Origin of the sequence: Pseudomonas sp. P179, assembly GCF_000478485.2 — a bacterium.
Taxonomy (GTDB): domain Bacteria; phylum Pseudomonadota; class Gammaproteobacteria; order Pseudomonadales; family Pseudomonadaceae; genus Pseudomonas; species Pseudomonas aeruginosa.
The window spans coordinates 5259930-5278840 of the sequence record NZ_KI517354.1 but is presented as its reverse complement, the minus strand read 5'-3'; the positions used below and the strand labels follow the sequence as shown (position 1 = coordinate 5278840).

The window sequence follows — 18911 nt, the reverse complement described above, 5'->3', positions numbered from 1 at the left end:
GCCATGAAACCTCTGCTGACTGCCCTGCTCCTCGTCCTGCTCGGCGCCCCCGCGGCCTTCGCCGCCGACCTCGGCTACCCGCTGGACGCGCCCGCCCCCGACGGCCGCCGCCCCGGCGGCACGCTGGCCGAAAGCCGCCCCGCGCCGCCGCTGGCGGCCGAGGAAAACAAGGACCTGAAACGCGAGCGCAACTACCCCGAGCAGCCGCCGACCATTCCCCACAGCATCGTCGGCTATCGCATCGACAAGGACAGCAACAAGTGCCTGTCCTGCCACAGCCGCGCCAACAGCGCGCGAACCCAGGCGGTGATGATCAGCATCACCCACTACATGGACCGCGACGGCCAGCCGCTGGCCGCCGTCTCGCCGCGCCGCTACTTCTGCGTGCAGTGCCATGTGCCGCAACAGGACGTAAAGCCGCTGGTCGACAACCGCTTCGAGAACATCGACCAGATCCTCGAGAAAGAAGCCGCCAATGCGGCGCGCAAACCCTGAGGGAGGCCGCATGAAAGCACTCATCGCCTGGCTGGCCGGTTACTGGCGGGTCCTGCGTCGTCCCAGCGTGCATTTCAGCCTGGGCTTCCTCACCCTCGGCGGCTTCATCGCCGGGATCGTCTTCTGGGGCGGCTTCAACACCGCCCTGGAGGCGACCAACACCGAGACCTTCTGCATTTCCTGCCACGAGATGCGCGACAACGTGTTCGTCGAACTCAAGGACACCATCCACTACAGCAACCGTTCCGGAGTCCGCGCCACCTGTCCCGACTGCCACGTGCCACACAAGTGGACCGACAAGATCGCGCGCAAGATGCAGGCCTCCAAGGAGGTCTGGGGCAAGATCTTCGGCACCATCAACACCCGCGAGAAATTCCTCGACCACCGCCGCGAGCTGGCCGAGCACGAATGGGCGCGGCTCAAGGCCAACGATTCGCTGGAATGCCGCAACTGCCACAACTTCGAGTTCATGGACTTCACCCGGCAGAGCGTGCGCGCGCGGCAGATGCACTCCACCGCCCTGGCCAGCGGCGAAGCCACCTGCATCGACTGCCATAAGGGGATCGCCCACCACCTGCCGGACATGACCGGGGTGAAGGGCTGGTAGCGCCGCCCGCGGACCGGGCGGCGCGGCGCAATCAGGGCTGGGCGCCCTTCAGCGCCTCGAGGATCTTGCGCCCGGCGCGACCGTCGGCCGGGGTCAGGCCGAGGCGCTTCTGCTCGGCCTGGATCGCCTTGCGCGTGCTGGTGCCGATCAGCCCGTCGGCCTCGCCGATGTCGTAGCCGCGCGCCAGCAACGCCTTCTGCAATTGCTTGCGCTCGAGCCGGCTGATGCCCGGGTCGTCGGTCGGCCAGGACGCCACCAGGCCGCTGCCGCCGCGCAGGCGGTCGGAAAGCAGGGCGATGGCCAGCGCGTAGCTTTCCGCGGCGTTGTAGGAATAGATCGCATCATAGTTGCGATAGACCAGGAAGGCCGGGCCCTGGGCCCCGGTCGGCAGGAGGATCGCGGCCTTCTCGTCGCCGCCCGGCAGCGGCTGGCCGTCGGCCCGCTTCACCCCACGGGCGACCCAGGCCGACAGCGGCTGGCGCTTGCCGCGCCCGGCCAGGCTGGCGGGGAAGTCGGCCGGCACCTTCACTTCATAGCCCCACGGCTGTCCCGTGCGCCAGCCAGCCTTCTTCAGGTAGTTGGCGGTGGAACCGAGGGCATCCGGCACGCTGCCTACCAGGTCGCGGCGACCGTCGCCGTCGAAGTCCACGGCGATCCGCGCGTAGGTCGATGGCATGAACTGGGTATGGCCGAAGGCCCCGGCCCAGGAGCCGGTGATGCCGGCGTCGCGGATGTCGCCGGCCTGCAACAGCTTCAGGGTGGCGAGGAACTCGCCCTGGAAGAACGACTGGCGGCGCCCGTAGCAGGACAGGGTCGACAGCGAGGTCAGCAGCGGACGCTTGCCGAAGATCCGCCCGTAGTCGCTTTCCACGCCCCACACCGCCACCACCGTGTACTTGTCCACGCCGTAGCGCGCGGCCACCTGGTCGAGCAGCTTGTCGTGCTGGGCGAGCATCGCCTTGCCATCGCTGACCCGCTGCTCGTCCACCAAACCGGCCAGGTAGTCCCACAGCGGGGTGGTGAACTCCGGCTGCGCGTCGAGCAGGTCGAGCACGCTGAGGTCGGCCTGCAGGCCGCTGGTGAAGCGCTCATAACTGTCGGCGGAAATGCCCTGCGCCTGGGCCTTCTTCTGCAGGCCGGCGAGGCAGGAAGGGAAGCTCGAGGCGTCGGGTTGCGCCAGGGCCAGGGCGGGTAGCAGGGCCAGCGAGGAGAGAAGAAGACTGCGCATGGGGTTTCCTTGTACGGTGAACGGTCATCCATGGCACCGGCGGGCTTCCCCCGGCGCCGAAGGCCTGGTGGCCTGTACGGTTGACTCGGTGATCGGCGTTCGACTGGTCGAGTCAGCCACACGGGCCACTAGCCTACCGTCCCGCCGGGTGCGGCGCCATCTCCGCCCTGAAAGGCGGGTGAAACCTTGCTCGGGCAGACTGGCGGCGGAATACGCATGCCGGGTGTCTCGCGGCCGATCCGCCGCGTCACATCCGTGCCCGAACGCGCTGCGCCACCCGCGCGTCCGTTTTCCGGGCACTGGCCGGGCGTTCGCCGGTCCAAGCAGTGTTCCCCGCCTCCGTCCACAAGCCGGAGCCGGCCCCGACGGTCCCAGACCACCGCAGGAAAGCCGGGCGGCCGCCACCCGCCACCGCCCCGGGCTTTCCACCCTCACTACACGTTTCGGAGTACAACCTTGATCCACTGGTTGAGCGACCCGACGTTCTGGACAGCCCTGCTGCAGATCGTCGCCATCGATATCCTCCTGGGCGGCGACAACGCCGTAGTCATCGCCCTCGCCTGCCGGCACCTGCCGGCGCACCGGCGCAAGCAGGCGATCTTCGGCGGCGTCGCCGGTGCCATCCTGATCCGCATCCTGCTGCTGTTCTTCGCCCTGCACCTGCTCGACCTGCCCTACCTCAAGGTAATCGGCGCGCTCCTGCTGCTGTGGATCGGCATCAAGCTGCTGCTGCCGGAGGAGGAGAACGGCGACGACATCAAGGGCAGCACCCACCTGCTCGGCGCGATCAAGACCATCATCATCGCCGACGCGGTGATGAGCCTGGACAACGTCATCGCCCTGTCCGCCGCCTCGGCCGGGGATTTCTTCCTGGTCTCCCTGGGCGTGCTGATCAGCATCCCGATCATCGTCTGGGGCAGCCAGCTGATCCTGCGCCTGATCGACCGCTTCCCGCTGATCATCCTCTTCGGCGGCGGCCTGCTCGGCTGGATCGCCGGCGGCATGCTGCTCACCGACAGCGCCCTGAAGCCCTGGCTGGCGCCCTACGCGCAATGGGATTCCTACCTGCACTACGGTGCGGCGGCCTTCGGCGCGCTGTTCGTGATCCTCCTCGGCAGCCTCCTGGCGCGCCGCCAGTTGAAGCAGCGGCATGCCGCGCCGGCGGACGCCGCCGAAAGCGAAGGCCGCTAAGAGCAACGGGGCGCCCAGGGGCGCCCCGTCCTCTTTCTCCGGCTCAGATATTGGTGCTCGCCGGGATCCGGCTCGGCAACAGGTACTCGTAGGGCCTGCGGCGCGCCTGGTTGCGCGTGCGAATGGTCGCCTCGACCTCCTTCAGGCGTGCCTGGAAGCGCTCCAGCGGGCCGCCGCTGGCGGTCACCCGCCTGTCCGAAAACACCGGCGCGTAGGGGAACCCGGTCTGCCGGTAGTCGCCCAGGCGACCGTGGTAGACCGAACCGAGCAGGTGATAGATGTTCACCTTCTCCAGCGCCACCAGGGTCGGCGGCATCATCTTCAACCAATCGGCCTCGCTCTTGCCGCTTGGCGAGTCCGGTGCCGGCGCCGCGCTCATGGCACAGATGGCTGGTGCGTAGGTCATCATCGAAGGCTGGGGAAAATTGACCGCCGCATGCTGCGCGGAGGCAGTGAAGATCACCATGGTCAGCACCTCGACCAGTTGGCTGCGACCGGTGATCGGGCGGAACCCGGCCACCTTGCCGCTGCCGATCACTTCGCCGACCCAGGCCGCCAGTTCGACGTCAGCGGTGACGTCGCCGTCGCTGGCGTAGTACACCGCCACGTAGTCGGCCGCCCACTGGCGGATGGCATTCCATACCAGCAGGCCGTCGTCGCGATAGGGGTAGTCCGGTAGCGCCAGCGGGTCGTCGACGTTCCGCGCCTTCAGGCTCTCCGGCAACATGCCGCGGTAGAAGTCGAAACCCAGCCGATTGCCGCCGGCGGTGGCCTGGGTGTCCTGGATCGGCGCGGCGAACATCACGTCGATGAAGCCCGCGCTGGGCAACAGGATCCGCGCCGCCCCCTCGTTGATGAACAGGGTGCCCTCGAAGTGCGGGGCGAGCAGGACGTGCAGCGGATGGCTGGGCGCCAGGGTGCGCTGGGTGGCCAGGCAGAACGCCTCGCTCACCAGGTGGGTCTGGGCCAGGTGGACGAACATCTCGTGGTAGTTCTCCTCGGCGACCTGGACCACCGTCTTGGCCATCTGCCAACCCCAGTACAGATCACTCTCCGACTCGGCGGGACGCACGAACATCGGATGGGTAGCGGGGTCCTGACCACACTGGATGGCCACCGGCAATAGCCTCGCCCGATCCTTGCCAAGGGCGAACAGGGCGATCGGCGCATAGGCGAAGCCCGTCCCGGTGAGCAGTTTGTCCACCGCTCCCGACGGCGCCAGCTTGCCCAGCTCGGCGTAGTCCAGCAGATACAGGCGGCGGCTGGCGGCGGCCTCCAGCAAGCTGTCGTCGGCGCCCATCACCCGGCGGAACTGCTCCTCGCCCAGCGGAAAGTTGGCCGGCAGCGCATCGACGCGACGGATCAGCAGCGGATTAGGCCCGGCCACCCGCCAGTAGGCGAACGCTTCGTCGTCACGGAAGCTGTCGGCGACCTCCGGCAGGCGCAGGGTGCCGGACACCGCGCGGAAGCGATTCAGGCCGTCGCCCTGCCCCCCCTGGGTAACCAGGTTGCTGGCGCTCTTGAGAATATCGTCGACCAGCAGGCCGACCCGCGTCAGTAAGGCGATCACCCGCGTCTGCAACTCCGTGAAGCGCAGCAGCAGGCTGCCGGCCGCGGCCGGATCGTTCTTCGCCTCCTCCAGCAACGCCTCGTGGACCTGGCGCGCCGCCTCCAGGTCACCGCTGAGCCCGGCGGCGATCCGCTCGAACTGCGCGGCGGCCGACGCCGGCAACGAGGCGACGAAATTGACGATCAGCTCGACGATCACCCCGGCGGTCTTCAACAGCCAGTCGACATTCGGCAACTCGCCCAGCGGCACCGAGCGGGCCATCGGCACGCCTTTGACATTGGCGAAGTTCTCGGTCCAGACATATACCAGTTTCTTGCTGGTCAATACCGCACGCCGCGCCAACTTTCCGGCCAGGTTGTCATATTGCGGCAAACTCGGCGGAATCAGGTTGTCCAGCAAACTTCGCGAGGCATCGATAGATCGCTGTTGTTCCGCCCCGAGGTATTTCAAGGGTGAAAAGAATATCGAGTCATTGGCCAGTGCGGTTCCACTCAGGGCGACACCCGACAAGAGCACACTCCTGCGTTTCATATCATCGACTCCATCAATGCATTAACCAGGAACGACTCGATGCCTGAGCATCGAATCGCTCTTTCAACAGGTTGCGATCAGCTGTAAAGCCCTTCGCCGCTTTCCTTGTTGTAATGCAACGGAACATTGTGGTTGTCGGTCCCGCCGAGAATCTTGCCGACGGTGATCGCCGCCACCGAAGGCACCTGGAAGGCCAGCAGGTCGACCAGCTCGTGGGTACGGTTGAGGCCGATGGCGCTGGCCGCGTTGCCGATGCTGGAGAACAGCGGCGAGTTCAGGAAGGAGTTGGCCGCGTAGACGCCGTTGATGATGGCATCGCCCAGGAAAGTCCCGGCGCCAGAAACTTGTTCGATTTCACCCACACTTAGAACCGCCAGGGCATTCACCTGATTTTTCATTTCTGAATCTCCACATATTCGAATTGTTGAAACGAATGGTTCTCGCTGAAAACAGCAAAGAAACCTGTACGCCCGAACTTCTTCGGAACGTGGAGAAAGCAATAGCGAGAGGAAAAACCGGCAATAAGCTGACGCTTCGCACAGTTGACAGGAAAAGCCTGGAACAATAGTTATCCACAATAATTATTGACGGCGAACTTTTGACTTGCAAAGAACTACGCTGGCCAGCGGCAAGAGTGAATTTCATCCAGCCAGGGCTATACCAACCGTGCAAACCCGGAAGGGCGCTGCGCAAAACGTCACATTTATTCGGGGCGATACGCCAAGGCGGCTCCCTGTACTGAAGTACCAGAATCGCCAGATCGCGCGGCCTATTTCCCCTTGGAAAAATACGGATATTTTTTTCCGGGCCAGGTTTTCCTTCTTCCGCGCCTGCCAGATCTGGCAGTTGCGAAGCGCCACGACAACGCGAAGTCCGCGGCGCAGATGCCTCGACCGCTCATTGATGGCTAACGCGCAGCTCGCTGAATGTCGCCCGCCCGCCCTCGCTGGACGGTCCGCGGTTGTCCTGCAGGTAGAGTCCGGCCTTGAAATAAAGGCCCTGGTAGGCCCACTGCGGGTCCAGTTGCTGCTCCAGGGCGCTACCATTCACCGACACGCTGAGCAATCCGCTGCGAGACACGCCGATGCGGTAGCTGAACGACTGGCCGAGAGGAATCCCGTCCATCAGTGTGTAGGCTCTGGTCCCGCCGTCGTCCGGCCGCTCGCGGACCAGCGCCTGGACCCGCCCCTGGTCGAGCCGCAACTGGTAGAGCAGCTTCACCAGCGGCGCGGCTTGGCCGCTATTGCTGCCATCGCTGTGGATCTGGCCGATGATCATGCGCCGGGTCGAGGGCACCGCCTCGATGCGCAGGGTCGCCTCCAGCCAGTTGTCGGCCCTGGCGTAACGCCAGTTGTAGGGCCTGCCGCTGGACAGGGTCTCGCGCAACTCGCTGCGCGGGAACTCGCTGTTGCGCGTGTGGCTGCCGTTCACCGGCACCCAGAAGCGAATGCCGTCGGCGGTGCGCTGGAAATAGTCGCTGCGGTAGTCGCGCTGCAATTGGCTGGTGGAGATGGTGATGGCCGGGCGGCCCTGGGGAATGGTCAGGTTCCAGGTACTCAGGTCAGGCATCCAGACGGTGTCCTAGCGAGGGGAAGGGACTCGCCCATAGGGTAGATGAGCGGCGCACGCTTTGCCTGGCCGAATGGCCCGCGTTTGAGCGGCGCAAGGCCGGCACAGAGGGTTTTCCCCGCGTCCCGCGCACAAGCGTCTATCTTGATCGGGGACCCTTTCACGGAGAGATGCCATGCGCCTGTTCTGCGCCCTGCTGCTCATCGCCTGCGCCGCCAGCGCCCAGGCCGCTATCCAGACCCGCGAGATGCCTTACCGGAGCGCAGACGGCACGCGCATGGTCGGCTATTTCGCCTACGACGACAGCAAGCCGGGGATCCGCCCTGGGGTCATCGTGGTCCACGAATGGTGGGGGCTCAACGACTATGCCAAACGCCGCGCCCGCGACCTCGCCGAACTCGGCTACAGCGCCCTGGCCATCGACATGTACGGCGAAGGCAAGCACACCGAGCACCCGCAGGACGCGATGGCCTTCATGCAGGCCGCGACCCGGGATGCCGACGCCGCCAAGGCGCGCTTCCTCGCCGGCCTGGAACTGCTGAAGCGGCAACCGCAGACCGATCCCAGCCAGATCGCCGCGATCGGCTACTGCTTCGGCGGCAAGATCGTCCTCGACATGGCCCGCCAGGGCCTGCCGCTGGCCGGCGTGGCGAGCTTCCACGGCGCCCTCGGCACCGCCACCCCGGCCAGCAAGGGCAGCGTCAAGGCGAAGATCCTGGTGGAGCACGGCAGCGCCGACAGCCTGGTCCCGGCCAAGGACCTCGACGCCCTGAAACAGGAACTGAACGCCGCCGGCGCCGACTACCGGGTGGTGATCCAGGACGACGCCAAACACGGCTTCACCAACCCCGACGCCGACGCGCACAAAGGCCACGGCCTGGACATCGGCTACGACCGCCAGGCCGACCAGCGCTCCTGGGCAGACCTGCAGGCGTTCCTCAAGGACATCTTCGGGCAGGGTTGAACCCTGCGCCGACGCATAAAAAAACGGGAGTCCCCGGAGGGACTCCCGTCTTGAAAGGTCGAGACAGGACAGTATCCCGTCATCAACAAACAACCTCACCTGCATTCCACAGGAATGCGCGGCGCAGTCTGTCAAAACCGGGCCTCGCGGTCCGTTTTCCTTTGTTGCGCTTTTGCAATCTTGTGTAAGCGCCGCGTGACTGGTGGGCCACGTCGGGAACCGGCACAATGCGCGCCATGAACGACCGTCTCCCCTCCTTCTGCACCCCACTGGACGACCGCTGGCCGCTGCCCGTCGCGCTGCCCGGCGTGCAACTGCGCAGCACCCGCTTCGACCCGGCGCTGCTGCAACCCGGCGACTTCGCCCTGGCCGGCATCCAGCCGCCGGCGAACATCCTCCGCGCGGTGGCCAAGCGCCAGGCCGAGTTTCTCGCCGGGCGCCTCTGCGCACGCGCCGCCCTGTTCGCCCTCGATGGCCGCGCCCAGACCCCGGCCGTCGGCGAGGACCGCGCACCGGTCTGGCCGGCCGCGATCAGCGGCTCGATCACCCATGGCGACCGCTGGGCCGCCGCCCTGGTGGCGGCGCGCGGTGACTGGCGCGGGCTCGGCCTGGACGTGGAAACCCTGCTCGAAGCCGAACGGGCGCGCTACCTGCATGGCGAGATACTCACCGAAGGCGAGCGCCTGCGCTTCGCCGACGACCTGGAGCGACGCACCGGCCTGCTGGTGACCCTGGCATTCTCGCTGAAGGAAAGCCTGTTCAAGGCGCTCTATCCGCTGGTGGGCAAGCGCTTCTATTTCGAACATGCGGAACTGCTGGAATGGCGCGCCGACGGCCAGGCCCGGCTGCGCCTGCTCACCGACCTGTCGCCGGAGTGGCGCCACGGCAGCGAGCTGGACGCCCAGTTCGCCGTGCTCGACGAACGCCTGCTCAGCCTGGTGGCGGTCGGCGCCTGATCAGGCGTTCCCCGGCGTGCGCCGCGACGGCCGCAGCGCGCGGCCGTCCGCCAGGCGCTCGACGGCGCGGGCGGCGGCGACCATGCCGAAGGTGGCGGTGACCATCATCACCGCGCCGAAGCCGCCGGCGCAGTCCAGCTTCACCCCTTCGCCGACGAAACTCTTCGACTGGCACACCGTGCCGTCCGGCTTCGGGTAGCGCAGTTGTTCGCTGGAGAACACGCAGGGCACGCTGTAGGTGCGCCCCGGCGTGCGCGAGAAGTTGTAGTCGCGGCGCAGGGTGGAACGCACCTTGGCCGCCAGCGGGTCGTTGAAGGTCTTGTTCAGGTCGGCGACCTGGATCTGCGTCGGGTCGACCTGGCCACCGGCGCCGCCGGTGGTGATCACCGGGATCTTGCGCCGCTTGCACCAGGCGATCAGCGCGGCCTTGGCGGCCACGCTATCGATGCAGTCGATCAGGTAGTCGAAGTCGACGATGTACTCGGCCATGGTCTCGCGGGTGACGAAATCGGCCACCGCGTGGACCCGGCAGGCCGGGTTGATGGCCCGGATGCGCGCCGCCATCACCTCGACCTTGGCCTTGCCCACCGAGCCTTCGATGGCATGCACCTGGCGGTTGGTGTTGGTCACGCAGACATCGTCGAGGTCGAACAGGGAAATCTCGCCGACGCCGCTGCGGGCCAGCGCTTCCGCCGCCCAGGAACCGACCCCGCCGATGCCGACCACCGCGACGTGGCTATCGGCCAGGCGTTGCAGCCCCTCGCGACCGTACAACCGGCCGATACCGCCGAAGCGCTGTTCATCCACCTGCATCACCAACCACCTCTGAAACCGAATCGCGGATTGCCGCGCGCATTATAAAAAGCCGCGGCCGCCGCGTCGCCTGCGTTCTTGCGGCTCGTCGCGCAGGCCGGACTAGACTTGCAACAGACCCGCCGGCCCGGCGCCTGTACACCCCGGGGGGTGCGGGGTAGCATGCGCCGCCCCGTGTTCAGCGAAACATCCGGAACCTGGTTTCATCTCTATGTCTTCACGCAAGATCGGGCTCAACCTGGTGGTCATCGTCGCCCTGGCCGCCCTCTTCACCGGCATCTGGGCCCTGTACAACCGTCCGGTCAGCGTACCGGACTGGCCGGAACGCATCTCCGGCCTCTCCTTCTCGCCGTTCCGCCTCAACCAGAACCCGCAGAGCGGCCGCTACCCCAGCGCCGAACAGATGCGCACCGACCTGGAACTGGTCGCCCGGCACACCCACAGCATCCGCACCTATTCGGTCCAGGGCGCGCTCGGCGACATCCCGGCGCTGGCCGAGGCGTTCGGCCTGCGCGTCAGCCTGGGCATCTGGCTCGGCCCGGACCTGGCCAGCAACGAGGCCGAGATCGCCCGCGCCATCCGCATCGCCAACGAGTCGCCGAGCGTGGTGCGAGTGATAGTCGGCAACGAGGCGCTGTTCCGCCGCGAGGTGACGGCGGAACAGTTGATCGCCTACCTCGACCGGGTCCGCGCGGCGGTCAAGGTTCCGGTGACCACCGCCGAACAGTGGCACGTCTACCGCGAACACCCGGAACTGGCGCAACACGTCGACCTGATCGCCGCCCACGTCCTGCCCTACTGGGAGGCCACGCCGGTGGCCGACGCGGTGGACTTCGTGCTCGAACGCGCGCGCGAACTCAAGGCCGCCTTCCCGAGGAAGCCGCTGCTGCTCGCCGAGGTCGGCTGGCCGAGCAACGGGCGCATGCGCGGCAGCGCCGAGGCGACACCCGCGGACCAGGCCATCTACCTGCGGCGCCTGACCAACGCGCTCAACGGCGAAGGCTACAGCTACTTCGTCATCGAAGCCTTCGACCAGCCCTGGAAGGTCAGCGCCGAAGGCTCGGTGGGCGCCTACTGGGGCGTCTACAACGCCGACCGCAAGGCCAAGTTCAACTTCACCGGGCCGGTGGTGCCGATTCCCAAGTGGCGCGCCCTGGCCATCGCCTCGGCGGTACTCGCGGTACTCGCCTTCACCCTGCTGCTGATCGACAGTTCCTCGCTGCGCCAGCGCGGGCGGACCTTCCTCGCCGTGGTCTCGTTCGCCTGCGCCTCGGTGCTGGTGTGGATCGCCTACGACTACAGCCAGCAGTACAGCACCTGGTTCAGCCTGACCGTCGGCGCGCTGCTGGGCATCGGCGCGCTGGGGGTGGTCATCGTGCTGTTCACCGAGGCCCACGAACTGGCCGAGGCGGTCTGGACGCACAAGCGGCGCCGGCCGTTCCTGCCGATCACTGCCGCGCAGGCCTATCGGCCCAAGGTGTCGATCCACGTGCCCTGCTACAACGAGCCGCCGGAACTGCTGAAGCAGACCCTCGACGCCCTTGCCCGCCTCGACTACCCGGACTACGAAGTCCTGGTGATCGACAACAACACCCGCGACCCGGCCGTCTGGCAGCCGGTCGAGGCGCACTGCGCGCGCCTGGGCGAGCGCTTCCGCTTCTTCCACGTCGCCCCGCTGGAAGGCTTCAAGGCCGGCGCGCTGAACTTCGCCCTGGGCCACGTGGCGGCGGACGTCGAGGTGGTCGCGGTGATCGACGCCGACTACTGCGTCGACCCCGACTGGCTCAGGCACATGGTGCCGCACTTCGGCGACCCGCGGATCGCCGTGGTGCAGTCGCCGCAGGACTACCGCGACCAGCACGAGAGCGCCTTCAAGCGGCTCTGCTACGCCGAGTACAAGGGCTTCTTCCACATCGGCATGGTCACCCGCAACGACCGCGACGCGATCATCGAGCACGGCACCATGACCATGATCCGGCGCAGCGTGCTGGACGAGCTGAGATGGCCGGAATGGTGCATTACCGAGGACGCCGAGCTGGGCCTGCGGGTGTTCGAGAAGGGCCTGTCGGCCGCCTACTTCGAGCGCAGCTACGGCAAGGGGGTGATGCCCGATACCTTCATCGACTTCAAGAAGCAGCGCTTCCGCTGGGCCTACGGCGCGATCCAGATCATGAAGCGGCATACCGACGCCCTGCTGCGCGGCCGCGGTCCCGACGGCAGCCGCCTGACCCGCGGCCAGCGCTACCACTTCGTGGCCGGCTGGCTGCCGTGGATCGCCGACGGCCTGAACATCTTCTTCACCCTCGGCGCGCTGCTCTGGTCGGCGGCGATGATCATCGTGCCCAAGCGCGTCGACCCGCCGCTGCTGATCTTCGCGATCCTGCCGCTGGCCCTGTTCGTCTTCAAGGTCGGCAAGATCCTCTTCCTCTACCGGCGCACCGTCGGCGTCGACCTGCGCGACTCGTTCTTCGCCGCCCTCGCCGGCCTGTCGCTCTCGCACACCATTGCCAAGGCGGTGCTGTACGGCTTCGTCACCCGCGGCATCCCGTTCTTCCGCACGCCGAAGATGCGCTCCAGCCACGGCCTGCTGGTGGCCCTGGCGGAGGCCCGCGAGGAAGTCTTCGTGATGCTCCTGCTGTGGGGCGCGGCGGCCGGCATCGTGGCGGTTCAGGGCGTGCCGAGCCGCGACCTGCTGATCTGGGTCGCCATGCTCCTGGTGCAATCGCTGCCCTACCTGGCGGCGCTGGTCATGGCCCTGCTCTCGTCGCTGCCGAAACCGCGCGAGGAACTGGCCGGCGGCGCCGAGCGGATCGGCGGTTGAGGTCGAGCGAGGCGTCGGGACAGCCGGCTCCGCTCGCCTAAACGGCGTCCCTTCGCCCGCGTTTATGCTTTAAGATTCCCCCTTTCCGCTCGACCCGCTCAGGATGCCCTCCCCATGACCGCCTCTTCGCCGAGTCTCTCGCCGACCCTCGAACTCGCCTGCGAGTTGATCCGCCGCCCCTCCGTCACGCCCCTCGACGCCGACTGCCAGGCCCTGATGATGCGCCGCCTGGAAGCCGCCGGCTTCGCCCTGGAGCCGATGCGCATCGAGGAGGTGGACAACTTCTGGGCACGGCGCGGCGGCGACGGCCCGGTGCTGTGCTTCGCCGGGCACACCGACGTGGTCCCCACCGGCCCGCTGCAGGCCTGGCAGCACCAACCCTTCGACGCCCTGATCGACGACCAGGGCATGCTCTGCGGGCGCGGCGCGGCGGACATGAAAGGCAGCCTGGCGTCGATGATCGTCGCCGTCGAGCGCTTCGTCGCCGACCACCCGGAGCACAAGGGTGCCATCGCCTTCCTCATCACCAGCGACGAGGAAGGCCCGGCCCACCACGGCACCAAGGCGGTGGTCGAACGCCTCGCCGCACGCGGCGAGCGCCTGGACTGGTGCATCGTCGGCGAACCGTCGAGCACCAGCCTGGTCGGCGACGTGGTGAAGAACGGCCGCCGCGGCTCCCTCGGCGCCAAGCTGACCATCCGCGGCGTACAGGGCCATGTGGCCTACCCGCACCTGGCGAAGAACCCGATCCACCTGGCCGCCCCGGCGCTGGCCGAACTGGCGGCGGAACACTGGGACGACGGCAATGCCTTCTTCCCGCCGACCAGCTTCCAGGTTTCCAACCTGAACTCCGGCACCGGCGCCACCAACGTCATCCCCGGCGAACTGACCGCGCTGTTCAACTTCCGCTTCTCCACCGAATCCACCGTCGAAGGCCTGCAGAAACGCGTCGAGGCGATCCTCGACAAGCACGGCCTGGACTGGCACGTCGAATGGGCGCTGTCCGGCCTGCCGTTCCTCACCGAGCCGGGCGAACTGCTCGATGCGGTGGCCGCCAGCATCAGGGCGGTCACCGGCCGCGAGACCCAGCCCTCGACCAGCGGCGGCACCTCCGACGGACGCTTCATCGCCACCATGGGCACCCAGGTGGTCGAACTCGGCCCGGTCAACGCCACCATCCACCAGGTCAACGAGCGGGTCCTGGCCAGCGACCTGGAACTGCTCACCGAAATCTACTACCAGACCCTGGTGAGGCTGCTCGCCTGATGCTGATCTGCCCGCTCTGCTCCGCCGCCCTGGGCGAGGTCGACAACGGCGTCGCCTGCCCCGCCGGGCACCGCTTCGACCGCGCCCGCCAGGGCTACCTGAACCTGCTGCCGGTGCAGCACAAGAAAAGCCTCGATCCGGGCGACAACGCCGCCATGGTCGAGGCCCGTCGCCAGTTCCTCGGCGCCGGCCACTACGCGCCGCTGGCCCGGCGCCTGGCCGAACTGGCCGCCGAACGCGCGCCGCGACGCTGGCTGGATATCGGTTGCGGCGAGGGCTACTACAGCGCCCGGCTCGGCGAAGCCCTGGCCGGCGCCGAAGGCTATGCCCTGGATATCTCCCGCGAGGCGGTGAAACGCGCCTGCCGCCGCGCGCCGCAGTTGTCCTGGCTGGTGGCGAGCATGGCCCGGCTGCCGCTGGCCGACGCCAGTTGCGAGCTGATCGCCAGCGTGTTCAGCCCGATCGACTGGAACGAAGCCGTGCGCGTCCTCGCCCCCGGCGGCGGCGTACTGCGCCTGGGCCCGGCCAGCGCGCACCTGCTGGAGCTGCGCCAGCGGCTCTATGACGACGTGCGCGACTACGCCGACGACAAGCACCTCGCCGGCCTGCCCGCGCAACTGCGCCTGCGCCACACCGAGACCCTCGAGTTCCGCCTGGCGCTGGACAGCTACGACGCGCGGGAAAACCTCCTGGCCATGACCCCGCACGGCTGGCGGGTCAACCCCGAGCGCCGCGCGCGAATCCTGGCCGAACCCTTCGAAGTCAGCGTGGCGGTGCGCTACGATTGGCTGCAACGCGACTGACCGTCCCCGAGGACCCCATGCGCCAACCGGATATCGAGATCTACCTGAAAGACGCCGAGCACGCCGCCGTCGCCGCCTGGCTGGAACAGGCGCTGGGGCCCTGCGGCCCATGGCAGGAGCACGGCCAGACCCTCAAGTGCACCGCCCGCGGCAAGCACGGCGCGGTGCGCGTCACCTGGCTGCCGAAGGCGGTGGGCAAGTGGCACAGCCTGTTCTTGGAGAGCGACAGCACGCCCTGGGACGACGACCTCGCCTGCGCCAGGGCCGCGCATGCCGCGCTCGGCGTGGAGATCCGCTGCGCGCCGGGCGGCTGGGAGGAAAACCAGGGCGAAGAGGACGCCGACCGCTGGCTGCGGGTCGACGCCGGTGGCGTCGAGGAAATTACCTGGCGCACCGCCTGAACGACGAAAACCCCGCGCTGCGAGGGGCCACCCAACGGGGGCCTGGCGGGGTGGATGCGCTGGATGACAAAAGCCCGTCTCGCGACGGGCTTTTGCTTGCGGGAATCAGACCTTGGAGACGTCTTCCGCTTGCAGGCCTTTCTGGCCCTGGATCACCGAGAATTCCACTTTCTGGCCTTCCACCAGGGAGCGGTGACCCTCGCCGCGGATGGCGCGGTAGTGAACGAACACGTCCGGACCGCTATCGCGTTGAATGAATCCATAACCTTTGGCGTCATTGAACCACTTGACGGTTCCGACCTCACGATCAGCCATTACCACACTCTCCAACTTGCAATTTTTTATAAGTGGCCTTCCCAATCCGGGAAGACTTCGACGGTTCGGCTGCGCAACGCTGTTCTTGTTATCCGACCCCGGCAAAATGCCGTTGGAGCGGGCATTTCGAATGGCGTTCCACTAGCCACCGCGTCCCGGAGTATAAACAAACGAGTCCAACTGAAAAGGACTTTTTTAGCCCCTGGCGGAATACTCGCCACGCCCGGCGGGACTGGCCTTTCGATATGTTTTCGCTACGCCTGGAATACGTCTGCGCATGCACTTGCAGATAGCTAGCCGCCATATTTCCGTCGGCTTTTCAGCGGTCGCGCAGACCCGCCTTGCGCGGCCAGGCCAGGGTGAAGCAGGCACCGCCGAGAGTCTCGCTGCGGCCGATGGAGGCCCGGCCGCCATGCCAGTAGACGATCCGTCGGACGATGGACAGTCCCAGGCCATGCCCGCCGGAAGCACGGGTCCGGCTGTCGTCCAGGCGTAGGAATGGCGTAAAGAGCCGCTCCCATTGCGCCTCCGGCACCCCCGGCCCGTCGTCCTCGACATCCACCCGGCAACGCTCCAGGCTGACCCGGTAGCTGATCCTGACCCGACGATCGGCATGCCGCAGCGCATTGGTCAGCAGGTTCTGCAAGGCCCGATGCAGGTAGCGCGGCTCGGCCTCGATCCAACTGCCCAGCTCCTCAGGCACCAGCGCGCCCTCCTCGCAACTGACCAGCACCTCGCGGCGCAGCGGGGCGATCTCCTCCACCACCTGGCGCACCAGCACGCCCAGCTCCAGGCGCTGGTAGGTCAGCGGCGGCGAGCCCTGTTCCAGGCGCGCGTAGGTGAGCATCTCGTCGACCAGCTTGTCGAGGTCCTGGATATCGTTGTCCATGCCCTCCAGGTACTTCAGGCGGGCGCCGTCGGTCTCGGCGGTCTCGATCATCTCCAGGCCGAAGCGCAACCGCGCCACCGGCGTGCGCAGCTCGTGGGACACCGCGCGAACCATCTCGCGCTGCACCGTCAGCAGCCGGTGGATGTGCTCGGCCATATGGTTGAAGGCCGCGCCCAGGCGTCCCACCGAGTCGCCTCCGCGCACCTCGACGCGAGTATCCAGGCTGCCGCGGGCGATCCGCGTGGCGGCCGCCTCCAGGCTGCGCAGGCGCTGCTCCAGGCGACGCACCAGCAGGTAGGTGATCAGGCCGATGAAGCTCAGGCACAGCGCGCCGAGCAGCAACAGCAGCTGCGGCGGATAGGGGTTCATCTGGAACAGCGGGCCCAGCTCCAGCACCCAGGGCGTGTCGAGGATGCCGGCGAAGATGCGGATCGAGTCGCCGTCCTTGCCCAGCGCCATCACCGTGTCGCCCTCCACCACTCGCCGGCGCTGGTCGTCGTCGAGGTCCAGTTCCTTGACCTGGAGCAGGTGCACCGGGAAGCCGAAGCGCTTGTCGCGGACGATCCGCGCCAGGTGGTAAGGCTGTTCGCTGGCCGGGTAGCGCACCAGTTCGTCCATCAGCAGGTAAACCGTGGCCCGCGCCAGTTGCTCGCTGACCTGCTGCACCTCGCCGCTGAGCACCAGGTTCTCGGCGGCGCTGGCCTGGGTATAGACGGTGACGGCGTGCTCGGCGGTCTGCTTCACCAGCACCTGGCCGTTCATCAGACGCGCGCGGCTGCGTCCGTCCATCCGCAGCTCATCCAGCCCGTGCAGTTGCAGGGGAATCCCCAGCAAGCGGCTCCACTGCGCCAGGGCGCGCTTGCGCTCGGTGGCGGTCATCGGTTGCAGGTTGTCGGCCATCAGGCGGAAGGTGCCGCGCGCCAGCTCCTCGCGGTAGTGCTCGCCGCGCACCTCGTTGATCCAGTGCAGGCCGAGCAGGCCCAGGCCGCTGACCAGCAGCAGGGCCAGGAGCATGCCGCCATAGATGCGCAGGAAGATGGATTTCATCGGCGAGCCCCCGGCCGCTGTCCGCTGCTGTTGATTCTGGCCGACCGGGACGCCCGCGCCCCGGCCCGCAGGAAAAAAGCGCCTCAGCCCTCGCCGACGAACAGGTAGCCCTTGCTGCGTACGGTCTTGATCAGCCGCGGGTGCATCGGGTCGTCGCCGATCTTCGGGCGGATCCGCGAGATGCGCACGTCGATGGAGCGGTCCTGGCCGTCGTACTCGATGCCGCGCAGGGCGTTGAAGATCTCCTCGCGGGAGAGAATGCGCCCGGCGTTCGCCGCCAGCAGCCAGAGCAGGTCGAATTCGGCGCTGGTCAGCTCGATGGTGGTCCCGTCCAGCCAGGCCTCGCGCATCGCGTTGTCGATCACCAGGCGACCGAACGCCAGGCGTTTGCTGTCCGCCGCCGGGGCGCCCGCTTCCGGCGCCTCGCTGCGCCGCAACAGGGCACGGATGCGCGCCAGCAGCACACGCGGGCGCACCGGCTTGCACACGTAGTCGTCGGCGCCCATCTCCAGGCCGAGTACCTCGTCCATATCGTCGGTGCGCGCGGTGAGCATCAGGATCGGACCGTCGAACTGCGGGCGCACCTGGCGGCAGATGGACAGGCCGTCCTCGCCCGGCAGCATCAGGTCGAGCACCACCAGGTCCGGGCGTTCGGCGAGGATACGCGCCGCCGCCAGTGCGCCGTTGGCTTCGATGTCGACCTTCAGGCCGTTGCCTTCCAGGTATTCCCGGGTCAGCTCGGCCAGGCGTCGATCGTCCTCGACGATCAGGATGCGCCAGGCTTCTTGCTCCACACAGCCTCCTCGTATCGCGGTCCCGGAGCCGCCGTGCGGCCCCCTCAGAGCGGCCCGCATTGTAGCCAATACGGGGGCCGCGCGGCAGCACGCGAGGAACATCTTGCAAACACTACATATTGTGGGTAGGGTGCGCGCCCCGAAAGGTTGGGGAGTAGGTCTGCGCCGGTGCTTTCCGAGGGCGACGAATGGCATTCTCCAGCGCTGCCGCGGCCTACGGACGCTTCCTAGGACTCACGCACAGAAGACCCACACTTTATCCACAGGTTTCCCCCAGACTGTCACCTTGCAAACACCCCATTAGCGCATTATCTTGTATCCCCATCGTCGCCACCCCCTATATCTTGGGTTTCGAGCGCACGAACGGCTACAACGGAACCAACCGCGCACGGACCACTCTGATGGCTCCGGCGGCTCCGCAAAAAAGCATTTTCCAGACGTACTGAAAGCATCGACGGCGCTCACCGCAAGGAGCCCTTCATGACGTTGGAAAAGCGGTACGGGTGTTGCAACGGACGCTGTAAACAGACAGTCAACACCACTAGGTATTGTGTTCGACGGCAAAACGCCACGAACCCGCCAGGGCCAGGGAGGCACTCACAGTCCCCACCCTCAGCATTCGAATGAAGCAGCCGCCGCGAGGCCGGCTGC

General features: G+C 67.2%; 17 protein-coding genes. 9 read left to right on the top strand and 8 right to left on the bottom strand.

Features of this window, described 5'->3' with window-relative positions; all coding sequences use genetic code 11:
* Window positions 1–3 precede the first annotated feature (3 nt).
* Window positions 4–495, top strand: a complete 492-nt coding sequence (locus tag HMPREF1224_RS36625) for a nitrate reductase cytochrome c-type subunit (RefSeq protein WP_003082414.1) — start codon at window positions 4–6, stop codon at window positions 493–495.
* A 10-nt stretch (window positions 496–505) separates the two neighbouring features.
* Window positions 506–1102 (top strand): cytochrome c3 family protein, encoded by a 597-nt coding sequence (locus HMPREF1224_RS36620; protein WP_003082412.1) that lies wholly within the window; start codon window positions 506–508, stop codon window positions 1100–1102.
* 31 nt (window positions 1103–1133) lie between these two features.
* Here HMPREF1224_RS36620 and HMPREF1224_RS36615 read toward each other — a convergent pair whose 3' ends face one another.
* Window positions 1134–2330 carry a lytic murein transglycosylase gene (locus HMPREF1224_RS36615; protein WP_003133821.1) on the bottom strand — a complete coding sequence of 399 codons (1197 nt, stop codon included), beginning with the start codon at window positions 2328–2330 and terminating at the stop codon, window positions 1134–1136.
* 456 nt (window positions 2331–2786) lie between these two features.
* Between HMPREF1224_RS36615 and HMPREF1224_RS36610 the strand changes: the two genes are divergently transcribed.
* Window positions 2787–3521 (top strand): TerC family protein, encoded by a 735-nt coding sequence (locus HMPREF1224_RS36610; RefSeq protein WP_003106697.1) that lies wholly within the window; start codon window positions 2787–2789, stop codon window positions 3519–3521.
* 43 nt (window positions 3522–3564) lie between these two features.
* Here HMPREF1224_RS36610 and HMPREF1224_RS36605 read toward each other — a convergent pair whose 3' ends face one another.
* From HMPREF1224_RS36605 to HMPREF1224_RS36595, 3 genes are all read right to left on the bottom strand, one after another.
* Window positions 3565–5622: a lipoxygenase LoxA gene (locus HMPREF1224_RS36605; protein WP_010793923.1), complete on the bottom strand. Its 2058-nt coding sequence runs from the start codon at window positions 5620–5622 to the stop codon at window positions 3565–3567.
* Window positions 5623–5699: 77 nt separating this feature from the next.
* Entirely contained in the window at window positions 5700–6020 is a 321-nt protein-coding gene (locus tag HMPREF1224_RS36600) for a hypothetical protein (RefSeq protein ID WP_003082401.1), read from the bottom strand.
* Window positions 6021–6519: 499 nt separating this feature from the next.
* Window positions 6520–7191, bottom strand: a complete 672-nt coding sequence (locus HMPREF1224_RS36595) for a polysaccharide lyase family 7 protein (RefSeq protein ID WP_003082396.1) — start codon at window positions 7189–7191, stop codon at window positions 6520–6522.
* A 175-nt stretch (window positions 7192–7366) separates the two neighbouring features.
* Here HMPREF1224_RS36595 and HMPREF1224_RS36590 point away from each other — a divergent pair, with 175 nt between their 5' ends.
* The gene (locus HMPREF1224_RS36590) at window positions 7367–8155 is read left to right on the top strand and encodes a dienelactone hydrolase family protein (protein ID WP_003082385.1); all 789 of its coding nucleotides are present in this window, start codon (window positions 7367–7369) and stop codon (window positions 8153–8155) included.
* A gap of 227 nt (window positions 8156–8382) precedes the next feature.
* The gene (locus HMPREF1224_RS36585) at window positions 8383–9111 is read left to right on the top strand and encodes a 4'-phosphopantetheinyl transferase family protein (RefSeq protein ID WP_003082383.1); all 729 of its coding nucleotides are present in this window, start codon (window positions 8383–8385) and stop codon (window positions 9109–9111) included.
* On the opposite strand, the gene tcdA is transcribed toward HMPREF1224_RS36585, so the two are convergent.
* Window positions 9112–9924 (bottom strand): tRNA cyclic N6-threonylcarbamoyladenosine(37) synthase TcdA, encoded by an 813-nt coding sequence (tcdA, locus tag HMPREF1224_RS36580; RefSeq protein WP_003082382.1) that lies wholly within the window; start codon window positions 9922–9924, stop codon window positions 9112–9114.
* Window positions 9925–10135: 211 nt separating this feature from the next.
* Between tcdA and ndvB the strand changes: the two genes are divergently transcribed.
* The 4 genes from ndvB to HMPREF1224_RS36560 all read left to right on the top strand — a co-directional run bounded on the left by ndvB (window position 10136) and on the right by HMPREF1224_RS36560 (window position 15215).
* The gene (gene ndvB, locus HMPREF1224_RS36575) at window positions 10136–12745 is read left to right on the top strand and encodes a glycosyltransferase NdvB (RefSeq protein WP_010793922.1); all 2610 of its coding nucleotides are present in this window, start codon (window positions 10136–10138) and stop codon (window positions 12743–12745) included.
* A gap of 114 nt (window positions 12746–12859) precedes the next feature.
* Window positions 12860–14011 (top strand): succinyl-diaminopimelate desuccinylase, encoded by a 1152-nt coding sequence (gene dapE / locus HMPREF1224_RS36570; protein WP_003082377.1) that lies wholly within the window; start codon window positions 12860–12862, stop codon window positions 14009–14011.
* The gene (locus tag HMPREF1224_RS36565) at window positions 14011–14814 is read left to right on the top strand and encodes a putative RNA methyltransferase (RefSeq protein WP_003101808.1); all 804 of its coding nucleotides are present in this window, start codon (window positions 14011–14013) and stop codon (window positions 14812–14814) included. The genes dapE and HMPREF1224_RS36565 overlap by 1 nt, the downstream gene beginning before the upstream one ends.
* Window positions 14815–14831: 17 nt before the next feature.
* Complete coding sequence (locus tag HMPREF1224_RS36560) at window positions 14832–15215, top strand: hypothetical protein (protein ID WP_003101810.1); 384 nt, start codon at window positions 14832–14834, stop codon at window positions 15213–15215.
* 105 nt (window positions 15216–15320) lie between these two features.
* On the opposite strand, the gene HMPREF1224_RS36555 is transcribed toward HMPREF1224_RS36560, so the two are convergent.
* The 3 genes from HMPREF1224_RS36555 to HMPREF1224_RS36545 form a co-directional block, all read right to left on the bottom strand.
* A complete protein-coding gene (locus HMPREF1224_RS36555; protein WP_003082372.1) occupies window positions 15321–15530 on the bottom strand; it encodes a cold-shock protein in 210 nt (69 codons plus the stop codon).
* 319 nt (window positions 15531–15849) lie between these two features.
* Window positions 15850–17466: an ATP-binding protein gene (locus tag HMPREF1224_RS36550; RefSeq protein WP_003449089.1), complete on the bottom strand. Its 1617-nt coding sequence runs from the start codon at window positions 17464–17466 to the stop codon at window positions 15850–15852.
* A gap of 83 nt (window positions 17467–17549) precedes the next feature.
* Entirely contained in the window at window positions 17550–18260 is a 711-nt protein-coding gene (locus HMPREF1224_RS36545; protein ID WP_003082360.1) for a winged helix-turn-helix domain-containing protein, read from the bottom strand.
* Between the last annotated feature and the right edge of the window lie 651 nt (window positions 18261–18911).